Source organism: Faecalicoccus acidiformans (assembly GCF_014202635.1).
GTDB lineage: Bacteria > Bacillota_I > Bacilli_A > Erysipelotrichales > Erysipelotrichaceae > Faecalicoccus > Faecalicoccus acidiformans.
In genome coordinates this window covers 95,521-112,238 of the sequence record NZ_JACHHD010000003.1, presented here as the reverse complement: position 1 = coordinate 112,238, position 16,718 = coordinate 95,521, and the positions used below count along the sequence as shown (strand labels likewise).

Annotated in this window: 15 protein-coding genes, 1 other RNA gene and 1 other annotated feature; of the genes, 4 read left to right on the top strand and 12 right to left on the bottom strand. The window is 40.0% G+C overall.

The window, feature by feature from the left end:
- Position 1: 1 nt before the first annotated feature.
- Both HNQ43_RS02365 and HNQ43_RS02360 read left to right on the top strand, forming a co-directional pair.
- Complete coding sequence (locus HNQ43_RS02365; protein ID WP_183374406.1) at positions 2–622, top strand: YggS family pyridoxal phosphate-dependent enzyme; 621 nt, start codon at positions 2–4, stop codon at positions 620–622.
- Between the two features lie 66 nt (positions 623–688).
- Entirely contained in the window at positions 689–1,438 is a 750-nt protein-coding gene (locus HNQ43_RS02360; RefSeq protein WP_183374404.1) for an N-acetylmuramoyl-L-alanine amidase, read from the top strand.
- A 22-nt stretch (positions 1,439–1,460) separates the two neighbouring features.
- Here HNQ43_RS02360 and HNQ43_RS02355 read toward each other — a convergent pair whose 3' ends face one another.
- Genes HNQ43_RS02355 through mutS form a run of 5 tightly spaced genes read right to left on the bottom strand, consistent with a single transcriptional unit; the run spans position 1,461 to position 8,269 of the window.
- On the bottom strand, positions 1,461–2,366 hold the full coding sequence (locus HNQ43_RS02355; RefSeq protein WP_183374402.1) for a diacylglycerol/lipid kinase family protein: 906 nt from the start codon (positions 2,364–2,366) through the stop codon (positions 1,461–1,463).
- 13 nt (positions 2,367–2,379) lie between these two features.
- Positions 2,380–3,057 carry a tRNA threonylcarbamoyladenosine dehydratase gene (locus HNQ43_RS02350; protein ID WP_183374400.1) on the bottom strand — a complete coding sequence of 226 codons (678 nt, stop codon included), beginning with the start codon at positions 3,055–3,057 and terminating at the stop codon, positions 2,380–2,382.
- Positions 3,050–3,946, bottom strand: coding sequence for a tRNA (adenosine(37)-N6)-dimethylallyltransferase MiaA (gene miaA, locus HNQ43_RS02345; protein WP_183374398.1), 897 nt, complete (start codon positions 3,944–3,946; stop codon positions 3,050–3,052). The genes HNQ43_RS02350 and miaA overlap by 8 nt, the downstream gene beginning before the upstream one ends.
- Entirely contained in the window at positions 3,939–5,720 is a 1,782-nt protein-coding gene (gene mutL / locus HNQ43_RS02340) for a DNA mismatch repair endonuclease MutL (RefSeq protein WP_183374396.1), read from the bottom strand. The genes miaA and mutL overlap by 8 nt, the downstream gene beginning before the upstream one ends.
- A gap of 8 nt (positions 5,721–5,728) precedes the next feature.
- Complete coding sequence (mutS, locus tag HNQ43_RS02335; protein WP_183374394.1) at positions 5,729–8,269, bottom strand: DNA mismatch repair protein MutS; 2,541 nt, start codon at positions 8,267–8,269, stop codon at positions 5,729–5,731.
- Positions 8,270–8,387: 118 nt separating this feature from the next.
- Here mutS and HNQ43_RS02330 point away from each other — a divergent pair, with 118 nt between their 5' ends.
- Entirely contained in the window at positions 8,388–9,647 is a 1,260-nt protein-coding gene (locus tag HNQ43_RS02330; RefSeq protein WP_183374392.1) for an FtsW/RodA/SpoVE family cell cycle protein, read from the top strand.
- Here HNQ43_RS02330 and HNQ43_RS02325 read toward each other — a convergent pair.
- The gene (locus HNQ43_RS02325; protein WP_183374390.1) at positions 9,644–10,417 is read right to left on the bottom strand and encodes an NAD kinase; all 774 of its coding nucleotides are present in this window, start codon (positions 10,415–10,417) and stop codon (positions 9,644–9,646) included. The two genes, HNQ43_RS02330 and HNQ43_RS02325, sit on opposite strands and share 4 nt — an antisense overlap.
- Positions 10,418–10,478: 61 nt before the next feature.
- On the opposite strand from HNQ43_RS02325, the gene HNQ43_RS02320 reads away from it, so the two are divergent.
- Positions 10,479–11,030, top strand: coding sequence for a CYTH domain-containing protein (locus tag HNQ43_RS02320; RefSeq protein WP_183374388.1), 552 nt, complete (start codon positions 10,479–10,481; stop codon positions 11,028–11,030).
- Here HNQ43_RS02320 and HNQ43_RS02315 read toward each other — a convergent pair.
- From HNQ43_RS02315 to serS, 6 genes are all read right to left on the bottom strand, one after another.
- Complete coding sequence (locus HNQ43_RS02315; RefSeq protein ID WP_183374386.1) at positions 11,014–11,559, bottom strand: hypothetical protein; 546 nt, start codon at positions 11,557–11,559, stop codon at positions 11,014–11,016. The two genes, HNQ43_RS02320 and HNQ43_RS02315, sit on opposite strands and share 17 nt — an antisense overlap.
- Before the next feature lie 507 nt (positions 11,560–12,066).
- Positions 12,067–12,651 (bottom strand): recombination mediator RecR, encoded by a 585-nt coding sequence (gene recR, locus HNQ43_RS02310; protein WP_183374384.1) that lies wholly within the window; start codon positions 12,649–12,651, stop codon positions 12,067–12,069.
- 8 nt (positions 12,652–12,659) lie between these two features.
- The gene (dnaX, locus tag HNQ43_RS02305; protein ID WP_183374382.1) at positions 12,660–14,429 is read right to left on the bottom strand and encodes a DNA polymerase III subunit gamma/tau; all 1,770 of its coding nucleotides are present in this window, start codon (positions 14,427–14,429) and stop codon (positions 12,660–12,662) included.
- Between the two features lie 48 nt (positions 14,430–14,477).
- The gene (gene tadA / locus HNQ43_RS02300; RefSeq protein ID WP_183374380.1) at positions 14,478–14,933 is read right to left on the bottom strand and encodes a tRNA adenosine(34) deaminase TadA; all 456 of its coding nucleotides are present in this window, start codon (positions 14,931–14,933) and stop codon (positions 14,478–14,480) included.
- An 11-nt stretch (positions 14,934–14,944) separates the two neighbouring features.
- Positions 14,945–15,042: signal recognition particle sRNA small type (gene ffs / locus HNQ43_RS02295), an RNA gene on the bottom strand.
- Between the two features lie 58 nt (positions 15,043–15,100).
- Positions 15,101–16,381 (bottom strand): serine--tRNA ligase, encoded by a 1,281-nt coding sequence (gene serS, locus HNQ43_RS02290; RefSeq protein WP_183374378.1) that lies wholly within the window; start codon positions 16,379–16,381, stop codon positions 15,101–15,103.
- 44 nt (positions 16,382–16,425) lie between these two features.
- Positions 16,426–16,629, bottom strand: a binding site (T-box leader).
- Positions 16,630–16,718: the final 89 nt, after the last annotated feature.

Here is a 16,718-nt window from a genome sequence, read left to right as displayed (position 1 = left end):
CATGAATCATGAATTGATTGAATCATTAAAGACTTTAAAAGACGTACAAGTTGTCGCTGTTTCTAAGAAACGGACCAAAGAGCAAATTGAAGAAGTGGCCAAAGCCGGTCTTCGTGTTTTTGGAGAAAACCGCGTACAAGAATTTATCGATAAATACGACCCTGCCTATACTTGGCACATCATCGGTCATCTGCAAACAAATAAAGTAAAATACATTATAGGAAAAGTAGATTTGATCGAATCTCTAGATTCCCTGAAGCTGGCCAAAGAGATTGAAAAATATGCGGCTCGCCAAGATTTGATCCAAGATGTGCTGGTCCAAATCAAAATCTCAAACGATCCGATGAAGACGGGTCTTCCTTATGAAGAAGCCGAAGAATTTTTAAAATCGCTGCAAGCATATCCGCATATCCGGGTGCGCGGTTTTATGTGTGTGGCGACCCATACTGACGATATGAATCTGGTTGCTGAAGAATTTGAAAACATGCATACGTTATATAAAACCATGAAAACAATCTATCCGACGATCGATACCTTGTCGATGGGCATGAGCCATGATTATAAGATTGCCATCGAACATGGAGCCAATATGGTTCGAATCGGAACTGCGATCTTTGAATAAATCTGCATTTTGTGTGAGAAAATGTGAAAAATATGCGGTTTTATCGATTTGTGGTATACTACCAACATGATAAAAACGAACAAACAAAAAAGATACAAATTACGTCCTTGGGTCAAGATTGCTTGCGGGATCCTTGCTTGCGGACTGGTATTGGTTCTCATCATCTCCTTTGTTTTTTCCGGCGGAAAAATCGATTCGATTTTGCCTGTTGAAAAGGTTGCCACCCTCTGTATCGATCCAGGTCACGGAGGCTACGATGGCGGAACGATCGGAGCTGATGGTACAGCCGAAAAAGAGATCAATCTAGCTATTGCTTTAGCGATCGGAGACTATATCGAAGAAAACGAGCCTCGCATCGAAGTGATCTATACCAGGGACAGCGATGAAATATCTTGGCCCGAAGAAGAAGCGGAAGATTTAAAGGCTCGAGTGGAATATGCTTCCGAAAACAATGCCGACTATTATCTGAGCATTCATATGAATTCAAATGAAGATACGAGCTTGTACGGTTATGAATCGTACATCCGCCAAGACGATGCTTTCTCTTATGATGTTTCTCGCTTGATTGCTCAAAACCTGGACGAAGCCGGCTGGGAATATGATCGCGGCGTAGTCTATGTAGAACAATATCCTCTTTATGTCGTGAGTCAGCAAACGATTCCGGCCTTGTTGTTTGAAGCAGGCTATATGAGCAATTACTCAGAATGCCACGATCTTTCGCAGACCCAATATCAAAACTTGATAGCAGAAAATGTCGCTAAAGCTTATATTGAAATGATTTTAGAAGACAAAGGAATCGAAGAAGAAAGTGAATAATCTAAAAAAGACTGAAATGTATTCAGTCTTTTTTATTTGGCAACAATAAATGAATCGCATGCGGTTCGATCTCGATCGTTGGGTTTTTGAAAGAGCGTACTTCCCCATCCAAATTCATCTTCACCTCTTTGTTTTCTGTATCCACATGAACGATTTTTCCTTTTTTTGAGATCACCAAATCCGGATAATGGATGTGTTCTCCTCTTTCATAGAGCTTTGCTAATGAAACGATCTGCGTTCGTGAGACTTTTTTGACAAGGCAAATATCCATTTCGCCATCATTCAACAAAGCTGCCGGACAAGGCTGGTATCCCCCGCCATAAAATCGCCCGTTCGCAAAAACCAAAAACGTATAGAATTCCGGTTCGAAACGTTCCTGATCGATCTGCAAAGCGTAAGTTTCTCCCAGCGGTTTGCATAGACTGGTCAACATCCCTAACGTATAATGAAAGATCCCGCCTTTGGGAATGATCTTCTTCGTCTTGTTGGCAGCATCTGCCACATGGACATCAAACCCGATCGATACAGAGTTCAATGCGTATTCTCCATTCACCTTCAAAAGGTCACAATCCATCTCGATCGCATCCTGATATGCCGACAGATCCAGAAAATCCTGTTTGGTTAAACCTTCAAAAGATTTAATAAAGTCATTCCCTGTCCCGATCGGCAGTATGGATAAATAAATATGAGGCGCCTGTGCCATACCGTTGACCACTTCGTGCAAGGTTCCATCTCCGCCACAGACGTAAAGATGCACCGGTTCTTCGGTTTTTAAAGCATATTTTTGCGCAATAAAACGCGCATGTCCCGGTCCATTGGTCTTTTCAATGATGATCCGTCTTCCTTGAAAGACCTCCTGGATCTGATGAATCAGTTCCAGCTGCTCCTTCTTTTGGCCTTTGGGATTGATGATAAATACATCTTTCATACAAATCTTTCCTCTATTTTAATAATCTTTCTATGCATTCTTTTGCGATCAGAAGCCCTGCACTGGCTGGCACAAAGATCACGGAAGCCAGCGGCTGCCCCTCAACTTGCGGAATCGGGGTTTCCCGGCTGCAGACCACCGGAATCTTATTTTTGATTCTTTGTTTCCGTTTCCAGATCCGCAAGCGCTTGGCCAGCGGATCATTCGATGTTTTTTCTAATTCCATGACTTCAAGCTTGGTAGGATCGAAACGTCTGCCCATTCCCATACAAGACAAAAAAGGAATCTGCCGCTGCAGACAAGCCTGCATCAGGTCTTGTTTGCTGGAAAGAGAGTCGATACAGTCGCAGACAAAATCGATTGTGTGTGAGAACAGCTCTTTGTCTTTAGTATGATCATAAAAAAAATCATAGGTGTCCACTTGAGCATCTGTGATCGAAAGGACTCTTTTTTTTAAAACTTCCGTCTTTTTCTGCCCTATTGTTTCTTGAGTCGCTCCCAACTGCCGATTGCGGTTGGAATCTTCAAAGACATCCGCATCCACCAAGATCAAATGGCCGATTCCGGTACGGGCCAAGGCCTCAACACAAAACGATCCGACACCGCCCAAACCAACGACAAGCACGGTTTTCTGACGCAATCGTTTGCTGCTTTCTTTTCCCAAGATCCCTTGGGTTCTTACATTATCCATAGTACCACTCCCGAACCGATTCCCAAAGTTTGGGGTCGTCTTTTTCAAACCAGTGCACCGGCATCTGATGTTTAAACCAAGTCATCTGTCTTTTGGCATATTGGCGCGAATGTTTTTGTATCGCTAGTTTCACTTCCTCCAAGGTCGCTTTTTGTTCAAAATAGGGTTTAAACTCTTTATACCCGATTCCTTGAAAACTTGTATACTCCCAAGTTTTCGGATCTGCAAACAATGAAGTGGCTTCCTGAACCAAGCCTTCTTCAAACATTTTGTCTACGCGCTGATCGATTCTTTGATGCAGTTTTTGCCGGTCCATTGTCAAACCTAAAAAATAAACATCATACAAAGGCTTGTGTTCCTGTTCTTTTTCTCTTTGCGTCTTGGTGATGCCGCTATGAGCAATCTCCAAAGCGCGAATCAAACGCTTGCGGTTATGAGGATGGATCTTTTCAGCTGCTTGCGGATCTGCGTTTTGAAGAAGTTGAAACAGTTCTTCATTGGTCTTTGTTTCCAACAGTCTCAAATATTCTTCATCTTTTTGTTCTTCCTCAAAAGTATAGTCATACAAGGCCGCTTTTAAATACAAACCCGTTCCTCCGCAGAAAATGGGAAGCTTTCCTTGTTTTTGGATCTGATCGATTGCTTCTTTGGCTTTTTTTTGGAAGATACAGACATTGTAAGGATCGCGATAATCTTGGATCCCCACCAGATAATGCTTGATTCCCTGCATCTCTGAGGGCGTGATCTTGGCAGTTCCGATATTCATCTGCCGGTATACCTGCATTGAATCTCCGGATATAATTTGCGCATCCAAAGCTTTTGCGAGTTCAATCGAACAAGCACTTTTTCCAATACCTGTCGGCCCTACGATGGCTAATATCTTATCCACGTTCAAACTCCTTTCGCAGATCTTTTTCGCTCAATGTGATCACGGTCGGCCGTCCATGCGGACAATGATAGGGCTGATCGCATTTTTGCAGATCGAGGATCACTTGCCGCATTTCTGCTTCGCTCAAAGTTCGATGAAAACGGATGGAAGAATGACATGCCATCGTGGCAATCACATGTTTGCGCAAAGCCTCCATATCCACTTCGTGATTCTGGATAAAAAAATCCAGCAAATCGTGGAAAAAAGCTTCTTGGTCAACATCCTGAAACCATAGCGGAACTTGACGGACAAGCAAGCGATCCACTCCGAACAGTTCAAATACGATCCCAAAAGGACGTGTCTTTTCGTTGATCGTCTCCATTTGGGCAATCACCGATTGTGATACGGGGATCTGTATCGGAACCATCAAAGGCTGAACCGATGGCTCTTTTTGATAGATCTGTTTGACCAGCTGCTCATAATGATATCGTTCCTGGGCAGCGTGCTGATCGATCAAAACCAATCCTTCTTCATTTTCGCAAAGAATATAAGATTCTTTAAGCTGGCCAATCAGACGCAGATGCGAAAAGAATTCCTTGCCTTGTGTTGTTTCTTCCGGTTCTGCCTCATACAAGACCGGTTCTTCTTTTACAACCGGTTCCGGTTTTTCATATTGAGCAAATCCTTGTTCGATCGTTTGTTCTATGGCTGAAGGTTTTGATCGAACAAGTTCTTGTACGACAGGGATCGGAAAATCAAATGTTTCCTGTTTGAATTGAGGCGTTGCCTTGGGCTGGATCTTTACGGTTCTTAACGATTGCGAGAGCGCGGATACCAGTGTTGTTTTGATCAGTTCCAACAATTCATTCTGTTTCGAAAGACGAATTTCCCATTTATTAGGATGCACATTGACATCCACCAGCTGGGCATCCGTCTGGATATCTAAAACGACAATGGGAAAACGCTGCGAAGGCAAATACGATCCATAAGCATCCAAGATTGCCTTTTGGATCGGAATGCTTCGAATCAGACGTGAATTCATCGTAATAAACATGAAATATTTTGTAGCACGATTGATCTTTGGCTGTACGGCATAGCCTGTGATCTTAAAATCCTCATTCTGTCCCTGAAAAGGTATGGCTTCTTTGGCAACTTCACGGCCATACATCTGATACAAGATCTCCTGCAGACTGCCGTTGCCGGCAGTTTGAAAGACAACCCGGCCTTCGTGCGATAAGGTAAATCGAATCTCTGGATGAGAAAGTGCCATTTTATTGATTAAATCCGCAATGATACTAAATTCATAAGAAACGCTCTTCAAGTGTTTGAATCGAGCCGGAGTCTTTAAGAACAGCCCGCTGATCGTAATCGAAGTCCCCTTGGGAAAATGTCCGCTTTCTTCACGGACCAGCTGGCCGTAATCGTATTCGATCATCGTTCCTTGCCTGCCATCGTTAGTCTCTAAACGCACATGCGCTACAGAGGCAATACTAGGCAAAGCTTCGCCGCGAAATCCCATTGTCTGAATATTAAAAAGTCCTTCTTCCGTGGAAAGCTTGCTTGTGGCATGGCGCATAAAGGCCATCGATGCATCCTGAGGATCCATCCCGCTGCCGTCATCTGTAATGATCAAACGTTCGATTCCGCCTTGAAAAGCTTCGATATCGATCACACGAGCACCGGCATCGATACTGTTTTCGACACATTCTTTTACAATGCCTGCCGGTCGTTCAACGACTTCTCCGGCAGCAATCATATTTGTCAAATGTTCACTCAATACTTGGATCTTTGCCATGCTTCCTCCTATTCTTCGATCTCATCGGCCAGCTTTTTAAATTCATAAAGACAGTCCAATGCTTCTCTGGGCGTTAAAGAATCAACATCCAAATTCTGCAGACGTTCCATCAATTCTGATTTTTTAGGTTGAACTTGTTCCATCACAAATAAACTCGGCTGATAATCTTGGGAAACCCCTTGACTTTCAAAGTCATTCAACAACATCGAAGCTCTGTCCAAAACAACCTTTGGCAAATGTGCCAATCGAGCCACGTTGACACCATATGATTTGTCGGCTTTGCCTTCGACGATTCGATATCGAAATTCGGTTTCGTTTTGTTTTTCTTTGACATCGACATGCACATTAAAGATGCCCGGATGATTCTGGGAAAGCTGTGTCAATTCATGATAGTGTGTCGAAAATAACGTCTTGGCCTGAATGGCTTCTTCAATGTATTCCAGCATTGCCTGTGCCAAAGCCATTCCGTCATACGTAGCGGTTCCTCGTCCAATTTCATCGAACAAGATCAAGGAGCGATTGGTCGCATACCGTAAAGCCGTATTGGCTTCCATCATCTCTACCATAAACGTTGATTTTCCGGTCAAAATATCATCGCTGGCGCCAATGCGTGTAAAAATTCGATCAAAAACAGGCATATCTGCTTGTTTAGCCGGGATAAAGCTACCCATCTGTGCCAAGATCACCAACAAGGCGTTTTGTCGCATATAGGTGGATTTCCCTCCCATATTCGGTCCGGTAATCAGTTCGATACACTGTTCTTTTTTCATATTCCAGTCGTTGGAGACATAACGTTTCTTCTTCATTCGATCATCCAGGATCGGATGTTTTCCTTCTTGGATATGCACGCTTTGGTCCGGATGAAACGTCGGGCATATATACCCTTTTTCATGAGCGATCAAAGCCAAAGAAACCAAGACATCAATCTTCGCCAAAGCACCGGCCAGGGCATGCAGATCAAACAAACGGCTTTTGATCTTTTCTAAAAGCGCTTTAAATAACTCTTGTTCCAATTTGATTTTTGATTCTTTGGCATGCAAGATCTGTTCTTCTTTTTCTTTGAGTTCCTGGGTCACAAAACGAGTGGCATTGGCTAAGGTCTGCTTGGCATGATATCCAAACTCTTCCTTGATATTGGACAGGTTTCCGTTTCGGACTTCTATATAATAACCAAATACGCGATTATAGCCGATCTTCAAAGATTTGATTCCGGTCCGTTCTCGCTCTTTAGCTTCCAGATCCAAGATAAATTGTTGGCCTCGATCGGCAAACTGGCGAAGTTCATCAAGCTTCTGGTGATATCCTTCTTGAAAAACACCTCCCTCTTTGAGGGTCAACGGAGGTTCGTTTACGATCGCATCTTTGATTTCCTCAAAGAGTTCCTGACAATCTGGAACCATCTGAAATTCAGGAAAGCTATCCAGTTTGACGGCCAGGTCCAAAATGGGAGCGGCGTGTTCCAAAGTGGCCTTGAGTTGAAGAACATCCCGCGGACTGGCATTTCCGTATGCCATACGGCTGGCCAGACGTTCCATATCGTATACATAGGTCAAATGTTCTTTAAGCTCTTCGCGCAATAGAAAATCATCGATCAAAATTTGAATTGCTTTCTGGCGCTTGTGAATCAAAGAAACATCCAATAAAGGCATCTCGATCCAGCGCTTCAAAAGACGAGAACCCATGGCACTCTGACAATGATCCATAAACTCCCACAGACTGCATCCTTTCCCGGTAGAAGATGTACTCGATACCAATTCCAAATGTTTTCGTGTTTCATAGTCCATGACCAAATGCAGATCGCGATCCATACTTTCGGCCGGCAAAAAATGATCAATGTGCTGTTTTTGCGTCAGGCGCAAATATCCCATCAATTGTGCCAGCGCTTCCTGCAAGGAGATAGAACCGCTGTTATTCAGAAGATTTTGATCTTCTGGTTCCAGAGCCGTTTTTTTCTGGTAAGAAATCAGGACATCCTCCATCTCTTCCAGGGCCTGTTTCCATTTTTTATCCAGAGACATCGGACAGATGACTTCACAGACTTCTTCTTCCAAGATTGCTTTTTGAAGAGCAACCAAAGAACGCTCTAAGGTGCGATATTTTAATTCGCCCGTACTGAGCTCGGCATACAGTACCAGGATCTCATACGCATTGACACAGATGCTCGCCATATAATTGGAAGCTTTGGCATCCTGGTTTTCATCCATATAAGTTCCGGGTGTGATGATGCGGATGATTCCGCGATCGACCAGTCCTTTGGATGTGGCAGGATCGGAAAGTTGTTCACAGATCGCAACTTTATATCCTTTTTTTATCAATCGTTGTATATAAGAGGAGGCCGCATGGTAAGGGATCCCGCACATGGGAACCTTTTCTTCGACACCGGCACTTCGCCCTGTCAAAACCAGGTCCAATTCCTGACTTGCGAGTTTCGCATCTTCAAAAAACATCTCATAGAAATCACCAAGACGATAGAACAAGATGGGTTCGGGATTTTCTTCTTTCAATTGCAGATAATGCTGCATCATAGGAGTATATTTCTTTTCTGGCATATTCTTATTATAAATTTTTACAGAAGCGGATTTCAAGAATCTTTCACTTCCTGTCTTTTCTCTTTCCTAACCAATCTATGATATACTATTACTCAACAAAACGAAAAGGAGTACGGGCATGAAACAAACCATTACCATTGGAAAATTCACATTTCGAATCGATGTCGGTCTGATCGTGATGTTGATCGTAATGGGTCTAACCAGTTTTTTTGCGTTATACAATGCCTTTAATTTGATTAGTGACGGATCTGGCTATGGATACATGATGCGTCAGATCATGTGGTACATCATTGGATTTGTGGCCATGTTTTTCTTATGTTCTTTTCAAAACCAGGCCATTTTTCGAATCATGAACAAAGCTTATCGCTTTCTAATGGGGTGTCTGATCTATCTTTTGATCTCGCGAATTCTCATCAGTATCAGCGGCGGAAGCTTTCATCTTCCCTTTGCCACTTCGATCAACGGTGCCGTCTCCTGGTTTTCTTTGCCTTTTGCCAGTTTTCAGCCCAGTGAATTTATCAAGATCGTTTTGATTGTCTTGATTTCAAAGATTATCAGTTCACATCAGGAACAACATCCGGATCCCACTTGGAAGGATGACTGGACTTTATTGATCAAGATAGCCAAGATCTTGATCCCTCCTTTAGTTTTGATCTTTCTTCAACCCGATACTGGAGTCGTGATCATCATCTTGGTCAATACGCTGATCCTTTTGATGTGTTCAGGGATCCGCAAACAATATCTTTATATTTTAGGCGGAGCCATTGTTTTTGTCGTCTTTTTGTTCATTTATCTCTATTTTTTCCAACGAGATTTTTTAGAGATTTTTATTTCCAACTATCGATTGAGCCGAATCGATGCCTGGCTGGATCCGGAATCGAACATTCAGGGCAGTTCAAATCAGCTTTATACCGCCTTATTGTCATTGGGTAGTGCCGGTTTGACCGGTTATGGTCTGCAAGCTGACATCATTGCGATTCCAGAGGCTCACACCGATTTTATCTTTGCGGCCTTCGGACAATGTTTTGGTCTTTTAGGAACCACTTTTGTGCTGGTGATCTGCTTGTTGTTTGACTTTGTTTTATTTAAGATCGCTTATAACACAACGAATCGCACCGATCGTTTCATCGTGATCGGCGTCATTGCGATGATGGTTTACCAACAGATCCAAAACTTAGGAATGATCGTAGGTCTTGTGCCCATCACCGGAATCACATTGCCGATGATCTCTTATGGCGGAAGCAGTATTTTATCTTATTTTATTTCGTTTGCGATCATTATGAATCTCTCTCCGGTTTCTAAAAAAGTCATCGTCTTAAAAAAGGGAGGGCCCAAGAAAATCAAAAAAAGATCCCAAAGGATCTCAAAGAGGGTTTAGTAAAGATTTTTTAATCGCTTTAAATATGAATACTGTCGATAGCGCGCAAAGCGCACTTTTTTTTGGGATGTCTGAATCAATAAATGCTTTGCCTGATCCAAAGAGCGATCCAGATGATCATAACAAACTCTAGCCGAAATAAAAGAATCCGATTGCACTTCGATGCGGCGATCTAAACGCATGATATATGGATTTCTTAGGGAGTGATGATTCTTATGTGAAATCGGCATGATTTCGCAAAGCTGCAAGACCCGCAGCCCATCATCGATCACAGCTCCTTGTAAAGCACGGTTGATTGCCGTAGACCCTGCTTGTGTACTGATGCAGATGCCAGACCCCGTACAATGTTCAAAACATTCTCCGTCAATCGATACATCTAAAGAAAGTGTTCGCGATACCGATTCGATCCGCATCTCATTTAAAGCATATAGCCGATCCGATGAATCATCGATCTGCATTTCCAACAAAGGCATTTCTTCGTATTGGACTTCGTGAAACTGTATGTCATGAATAAATGTATCGACTTCTTCTTGGGTATAATCCGTATAAAAGCCAAGAGTACCTGTGTGGATCCCGACAACACTGATTCTGTTCAGATGATCAATATAATGATGAATTCCGCGCAATAACGTTCCGTCTCCTCCTATGGAAATCAAAAGTTCAGGAGCGGCATCATCATAGATCCACCCGATTCGAAGACATTGTTCTTTTATGTAGCGGGCCACCGAATCTGAATGCGAATCATTTCGTACGATCAGTCCAAAACGCATGGAAACACCTTTCCTTTCTGATTTTTCTATTGTACCATACTTTCAAAAAGGAGGAAGTCTTATGGATAAACCAATTGAAAGAGAATTAAAGATCCTTGTACGAGAAGACGAATTCCAGACTCTTCTAAAAACATATGAATTTTCAAAACCCTGGATCCAAACTAATACATATTATGACAGCCCGGATCAGATAATAAAGAAACAAGGCGGAGCACTCCGTATTCGAACAATAGGAACCAAACATATTTTGACATTAAAGATCCGAAAAGATGATATTACACATTATGAATTAGAAAAAGAGATCGATACTGAAGATGTATCTAAAATTAAAGATTCAGAAATTACAGCATGGTTTCAGGAATTTCATATTCCTAAAGATTTAAACCAAATAGCACAATTTACAACCACGCGACAAGTTTATGAATGTGAAAATGCTCAACTTTGTGCAGATAAAACAGTATATCCGAATCATACGGATTATGAAATAGAATATGAATATCATAGGAATCACGATGGGATTACAGAATTTAATCAGATATTGTCAATTATAGGGGTGAAATATAAGAAAAATTGCCCCAGCAAAATAGCCAGGGCATTTAAAATTTGTGAGTAAGACGATAGAAGAAGGATTTTCCATTATATTCTTCTTCTTTTTTCTTATACTCTTCTAGTCTTTGACGAATAACTTCTAACGATTCTGTTTCTTCACGAAGACTTTCATTTTCTAATTGAAGTTTTTGGATAGTTTCTTCTTTGGATTGATTTTCCAAAAGAAAAGTCTGCTTGCTTTTTTCAAGCTCTAAAGCCAAGCGTTCCTGATAGAGGGCTTCGATTTGTGCCTGCGCCTTTTCTTTCTCTTCAATGATAGCTTTCAATTTTTCATTTTCATATCGAAGTTCCATCTCCACTGTAGAAACTTCATGTTTTTCCTTTCGGAAATACTTTGATAACCTTTCTACTCCCTCAGCCTTGATAGTGATCCGCCGCGTCTCCGGATTTTTGTATTTCCAATCTTTATCCGGATTGTCTTTGATCAGTTTCGCAATGGCTTTATCTACCGTATTTCTTGATTTAGAAAAATGTTGGCATATCTGCGCAATATCCATGTCGTAGAAAACATCAATAGGCTTTTCTTCTCCCATTATAAAACCCCTTTCCTATGATTTTCCTAACGTTTCGTTTGATTGTTTTTTTTATTTTATCACATTTTTTTTGTTTTTTCTATTTTTTCATAGGAATTTCACATGAAATCTAATGTGCAGATAATTGCGTAGGATCATTCATAAGCAATTCCTATGATTGTTCGCATTTTACAATTACATATCTTTTTCTTAATTTTTGATTTTTATCATATTTTTAGAATATCAAAAATTATTCATAGGATCAGATATTTCCAAATCATATCAATTTCATAAGCTAAAATCATATAAAAAATATAGAATATGATTTTCATATGAGATAAATATATAAGTATTTATGATAAAAATTGAAATCTGATTTTTTTATAAGAACATGTGAAAATCGATAAATTATTCATATGAAAATAATAATATATAGATAAAAATAGGGAAAAATCATATGAAAAGAATTAAAAACAGGAGAAATGATATGAATATTCATAAAACACTCATATGATTTCTCCTAAAATACTATTTTCTACCTTGAAAAGCGCGTAATAACGTTAAAGAATCGGTATAATCCAAATGTCCTCCAATTGGAATTCCGTATGCAGGACGAGTAACCTGTGTTTTATCCTTTAATAAAGTCTCAATATAAAGGGAAGTCGTTTCTCCTTCCACAGTGGGATCCAGTGCCAAGATAACTTCTTTTACGTTTCCTGCCTCCACACGCTGTAAAAGAGAAGATAAACGTAGATCTTCCGGCAAAATCCCTTTAGATGTATCGATCACACCATTTAAAACATGATATACACCCTTATACTCTTGTATAGATTCTACGGCCGCAATATCTTTAGGACTCTGTACCACACAAATCAAACTTGTATCTCTTGTTTCATCCAGACAAATCGGACAAAGATCTCCTTCACTTAAATTTCCGCAGATTCGACAAGTTTCAATCCCGGTAGATAAAACCTTTAATCCCTCTAAAAACTCTTCTTGTTTTTCTTTTGTCCAATTCATCACTTCAAACGCATAACGTTCCGCTGTTTTATGTCCAACACCTGGTAATTGTTGAAAAGCGGTAATTAAATCTTCAAATTTTTTAGGATACATATTTCCTCCTAGTCCTCAACGATTTCTAAAGTGGGGAAGAGTTCTTTCATTTGTTCTTCCTTTGTATTTTGCGGGGATGATACCTTAGATTTTCGAACGATTTGAACTTCAGCTGCTTCTGGTAATGTTTTTTCTGCCCACCTGATTTTGAAATCTTCCAACACTTTTTGTTCTTGTTTTGAATCTAACGCAAAAACTACTTTTGTTACTCCTAAGATGGATTCTGTAAAGGATTCATATCCTTCTTCTAACTGAAGGGAATTGATCTCTTTAGCTTCAATTTCTGAATTCACACCAACGATCATATAATTCTTTCCGCTGGCCACTATATGCGCATTACGAAGAGTCGACGCAAATCTTCCAAATTTCAGATCCGATAAATAATACTCATTTTGACTCATTTTCTGTGTATCAATCTGACGTTCCTTTTTTTGTGCCCCGACTAGCAGCTGCAAGACATATTCTTCTTCTAATCTGATTTTACGATCTTCATTCCTATCCTGTTTCAATGTTTCACGTGAAACATCAGATATTTTCAAATCATCGATTTTTGTTGTATTTTCGGCATTATTTTCCTCTTTTTTATCAATTTCTGAATAATCAGAAGATAAATCATATGAAGAATCCGTGATTTTTGGTTCAGAAATACCATTTTCTTTGGATTTGTTTTCCACCTTTTGTTCGATTTTTGATTCTTTTGAAATATCTGAATTTAGAACACATTTCAGAAATGCTGTCTCCAGATAATCTAAAATACTGGAGGCATAGTGAAATTTAGTATAAGTATCCATCAGTTCATTCAATACATTTAATCGGAACGGGGAAGGGGAAAACATAAATTTTTCCTGAATCACTTCTTTATGTGCCGGTAATACCAATCCAGTCTGCGGTGCACGATCCAGAATCAGACTGTCTTTTAATAAGGAAATCATATCTTGTGTCAATCTCTTCAGATCCATCCCGGAAGCTTCCGCATCATTTAAAGTCCTGATCAAGGCTTCTGTATTTCCTTTATACAAATCATAAAACAAAGTGCCTAATTCCGCTGTCGTCATGACTCCATAGATTTGACGGACGTCATCAATTGATATGTTGGAAGTACAAAATGCCGTACATTGATCTAAAATAGAAAGGGCATCTCGCATTCCGCCATCACTCAGCTGTGCAATCAAATAAACAGCTTCTTCATCGATATCGATTTTTTCGGATCGACAAACAATTTGAAGACGAGTGATCAGATCTTGCAGACTGACTTTGTTAAAATCAAAACGCTGACAACGTGAAATAATCGTAGGAATGACTTTATTCGGTTCCGTTGTGGCCAAAATAAAGACCACATGAGCCGGCGGCTCTTCAATTGTCTTTAAAAGAGCATTAAAAGCTCCTGTTGTCATCATATGAACTTCATCAATAATATAAATTTTATATGTTCCTTGCATCGGTGCATATTTGACTCGATCAATCAAATCTCTGACTTCATCTACACCATTATTGGATGCCGCATCGATTTCAATAATATCCGGATGACTTCCGTTTTGAACCATTTGGCAATTCAAGCATTCTCCACAGGGAGCATGTTCTTTATCTTCACAATTTAACATTTTCGCAAAGATCTTCGCGATGGATGTCTTTCCCGTACCGCGTGGTCCACAAAATAAATAAGCATGTGCAATACGGTCTTGTACGATCGCATTCTTTAATGTTTGAATGATATGTTTTTGTCCTACAACCTCATCAAATGTCTGAGGTCGATATTTTCGATATAGAGCCTGATACATGGCACAGCCTCACTTTCCGTTCTCCATTATAACATAGTTTCAGAGCTGTCATTTTTTCCGCTTTTCTCTAAAAAAAGCTTTCAACAAAGAAGCACACTCTTCCTGAAGTACACCGCCTTCAATCGCCGGATAATGATTGAATCCCTTTACTTCAATCAAATTGGTACAAGATCCCATACAGCCGCCCTTGGGATCATAGGCCCCGAAGACAACTCGTGGAATTCGCGATTGAATGATGGCTCCTGTACACATGGGACATGGTTCCAAAGTAACATACAAAGTACAATCTTCCAGTCGCCAGGATCCTAATTTTTTACATGCTTTTTCGATCGCCAAGATCTCCGCATGGGCAATGGAAGACTGCTTTTTCTCTCGTTGATTAAAAGCACGAGAAACAATCTTGTCATGTGATACAATGACACAGCCAATAGGCACTTCGTCATGCAATGCTGCTTTTTGGGCTTGCGCAATTGCTTTTTTCATCCAATATACATCTGAATTCATAGATTTATTTTACCACAAAAAAAACTACTACACATGATGGAGCAAACTTAAGGCTGCTTCGTTCCCGACCTGACCTGATTCATTTGACATCATTGTAGTAGCTTTTTCATTATATCATATGAAATTTGGTTTTCAATCCTTTTATTCTTTTGAAAAAAGGCAACCTTTTAACCTAATTTCTTTTTACCGCCCATATAAGGTTGTAAAGCTTCAGGAATCAATACACTGCCATCTTCTTGCAGATTGTTTTCTAAGAATGCAATCAACATACGTGGCGGTGCTACACAAGTATTGTTTAATGTATGAGCAAAATATTTATTGCCGTTTTCATCTTTAACACGAATGCGTAGACGTCTAGCCTGGGCATCCGTCAAATTTGAACAACTTCCAACCTCAAAATACTTTTTCTGACGAGGAGACCATGCTTCAACATCGACGGATTTGCATTTCAAATCCGCCAAATCGCCAGAACAGCATTCCAATGTTCGTACTGGAATATCTAAAGATCGGAAGAATTCCACTGTATTCATATAAAGTTTTTTGAACCATTCCATGCTTTCTTCCGGCTTGCAGACAACGATCATTTCTTGTTTTTCAAACTGATGGATTCTGTATACTCCGCGTTCTTCAATTCCATGAGCTCCTTTTTCTTTTCGAAAACAAGGAGAGAAAGAAGTATAAGTATATGGAAGATCTTTTTCATCTAAGATCGTATCAATAAATTTACCGATCATCGAATGCTCGCTGGTTCCAATCAAATATAGATCTTCGCCTTCGATTTTATACATCATACCTTCCATTTCCGCAAAACTCATTACGCCATCTACGACAGCAGAACGAATCATATAAGGGGGAATGCAGTATGTAAATCCCTTATCGATCATAAAATCACGGGCATATGAAAGAATGGCAGAATGTAAACGAGCGATATCTCCCATCAAATAATAGAATCCGTTTCCTGCTACTTTTCGGGCACTGTCTAAATCAATACCGCTCAGTTTTTCCATAATTTCCGTATGATAAGGAATCTCAAAATCAGGAACAACAGGTTCTCCAAATTTTTCCAATTCTACATTTTCTGAATCATCTTTTCCGATAGGAACACTTTCATCGATCATATTTGGAATCATCATCATTTTTTCTTTGACAGATTCACGAAGCTGATCTTCTTTCGTTTCCAATGCTTCTAATTCTTGAGCAATAGAAGCCACCTTTTGTTTGACTTCTTCTGCTTCTTCTTTTTTTCCTTGACCCATCAAAGCACCAATCTGTTTAGAAATTGATTTACGCTGGCTTCTTAGATCATCCGCATGCTGTTGAGTCTGACGAAGTTCTTTATCCTCCTGCAAGACTTCATTCACCAGCGGAATCTTGGAATCTTGAAATTTTTTTCGAATATTTTCTTTGACCAGATCTGGATTTTCACGGACAAATTTAATATCTAACATTGTTGTTTCCTCCTTTTTGTCCACTAAAAAAGAGACATGTACCACAAAGGGACGATGTCTCGCGTTGCCACCCTTCTTATCTTATCAAATAAGATCTCTTGACATGATAACGGTATGTACCGGAATCAACTACTGAATTCATTGATTCACTTGAAGGGGCTATTCCATAAATCTTTATCGATATTTTCACCAGCCATATCGTCTCTACCATAAAAAATTTATGTACTGATCCTTCTCAACGTTTTACGGTTCTTTTATACCATTCTTTTGTTCAGAACGCAAGTTTTGAACAAAAAACAATTTATGATCAATCCTATGAAAATCATATAATATAAAC

Bases quoted from the DNA above. Each gene is read 5' to 3' on its own strand.
- mutS (WP_183374394.1), bottom strand. From the start codon at position 8,269: ATGCCAGAAAAGAAATATACTCCTATGATGCAGCATTATCTGCAATTG.
- HNQ43_RS02355 (WP_183374402.1), bottom strand. From the start codon at position 2,366: ATGAAAGATGTATTTATCATCAATCCCAAAGGCCAAAAGAAGGAGCAG.
- dnaX (WP_183374382.1), bottom strand. From the start codon at position 14,429: ATGTATCAGGCTCTATATCGAAAATATCGACCTCAGACATTTGATGAG.
- HNQ43_RS02325 (WP_183374390.1), bottom strand. From the start codon at position 10,417: ATGCGTTTTGGACTGATCGTACGAAATGATTCGCATTCAGATTCGGTG.
- HNQ43_RS02320 (WP_183374388.1), top strand. From the start codon at position 10,479: ATGGATAAACCAATTGAAAGAGAATTAAAGATCCTTGTACGAGAAGAC.
- HNQ43_RS02350 (WP_183374400.1), bottom strand. From the start codon at position 3,057: ATGGATAATGTAAGAACCCAAGGGATCTTGGGAAAAGAAAGCAGCAAA.
- tadA (WP_183374380.1), bottom strand. From the start codon at position 14,933: ATGAATTCAGATGTATATTGGATGAAAAAAGCAATTGCGCAAGCCCAA.
- HNQ43_RS02330 (WP_183374392.1), top strand. From the start codon at position 8,388: ATGAAACAAACCATTACCATTGGAAAATTCACATTTCGAATCGATGTC.
- recR (WP_183374384.1), bottom strand. From the start codon at position 12,651: ATGTATCCTAAAAAATTTGAAGATTTAATTACCGCTTTTCAACAATTA.
- serS (WP_183374378.1), bottom strand. From the start codon at position 16,381: ATGTTAGATATTAAATTTGTCCGTGAAAATCCAGATCTGGTCAAAGAA.
- HNQ43_RS02315 (WP_183374386.1), bottom strand. From the start codon at position 11,559: ATGGGAGAAGAAAAGCCTATTGATGTTTTCTACGACATGGATATTGCG.
- HNQ43_RS02365 (WP_183374406.1), top strand. From the start codon at position 2: ATGAATCATGAATTGATTGAATCATTAAAGACTTTAAAAGACGTACAA.
- mutL (WP_183374396.1), bottom strand. From the start codon at position 5,720: ATGGCAAAGATCCAAGTATTGAGTGAACATTTGACAAATATGATTGCT.
- HNQ43_RS02360 (WP_183374404.1), top strand. From the start codon at position 689: ATGATAAAAACGAACAAACAAAAAAGATACAAATTACGTCCTTGGGTC.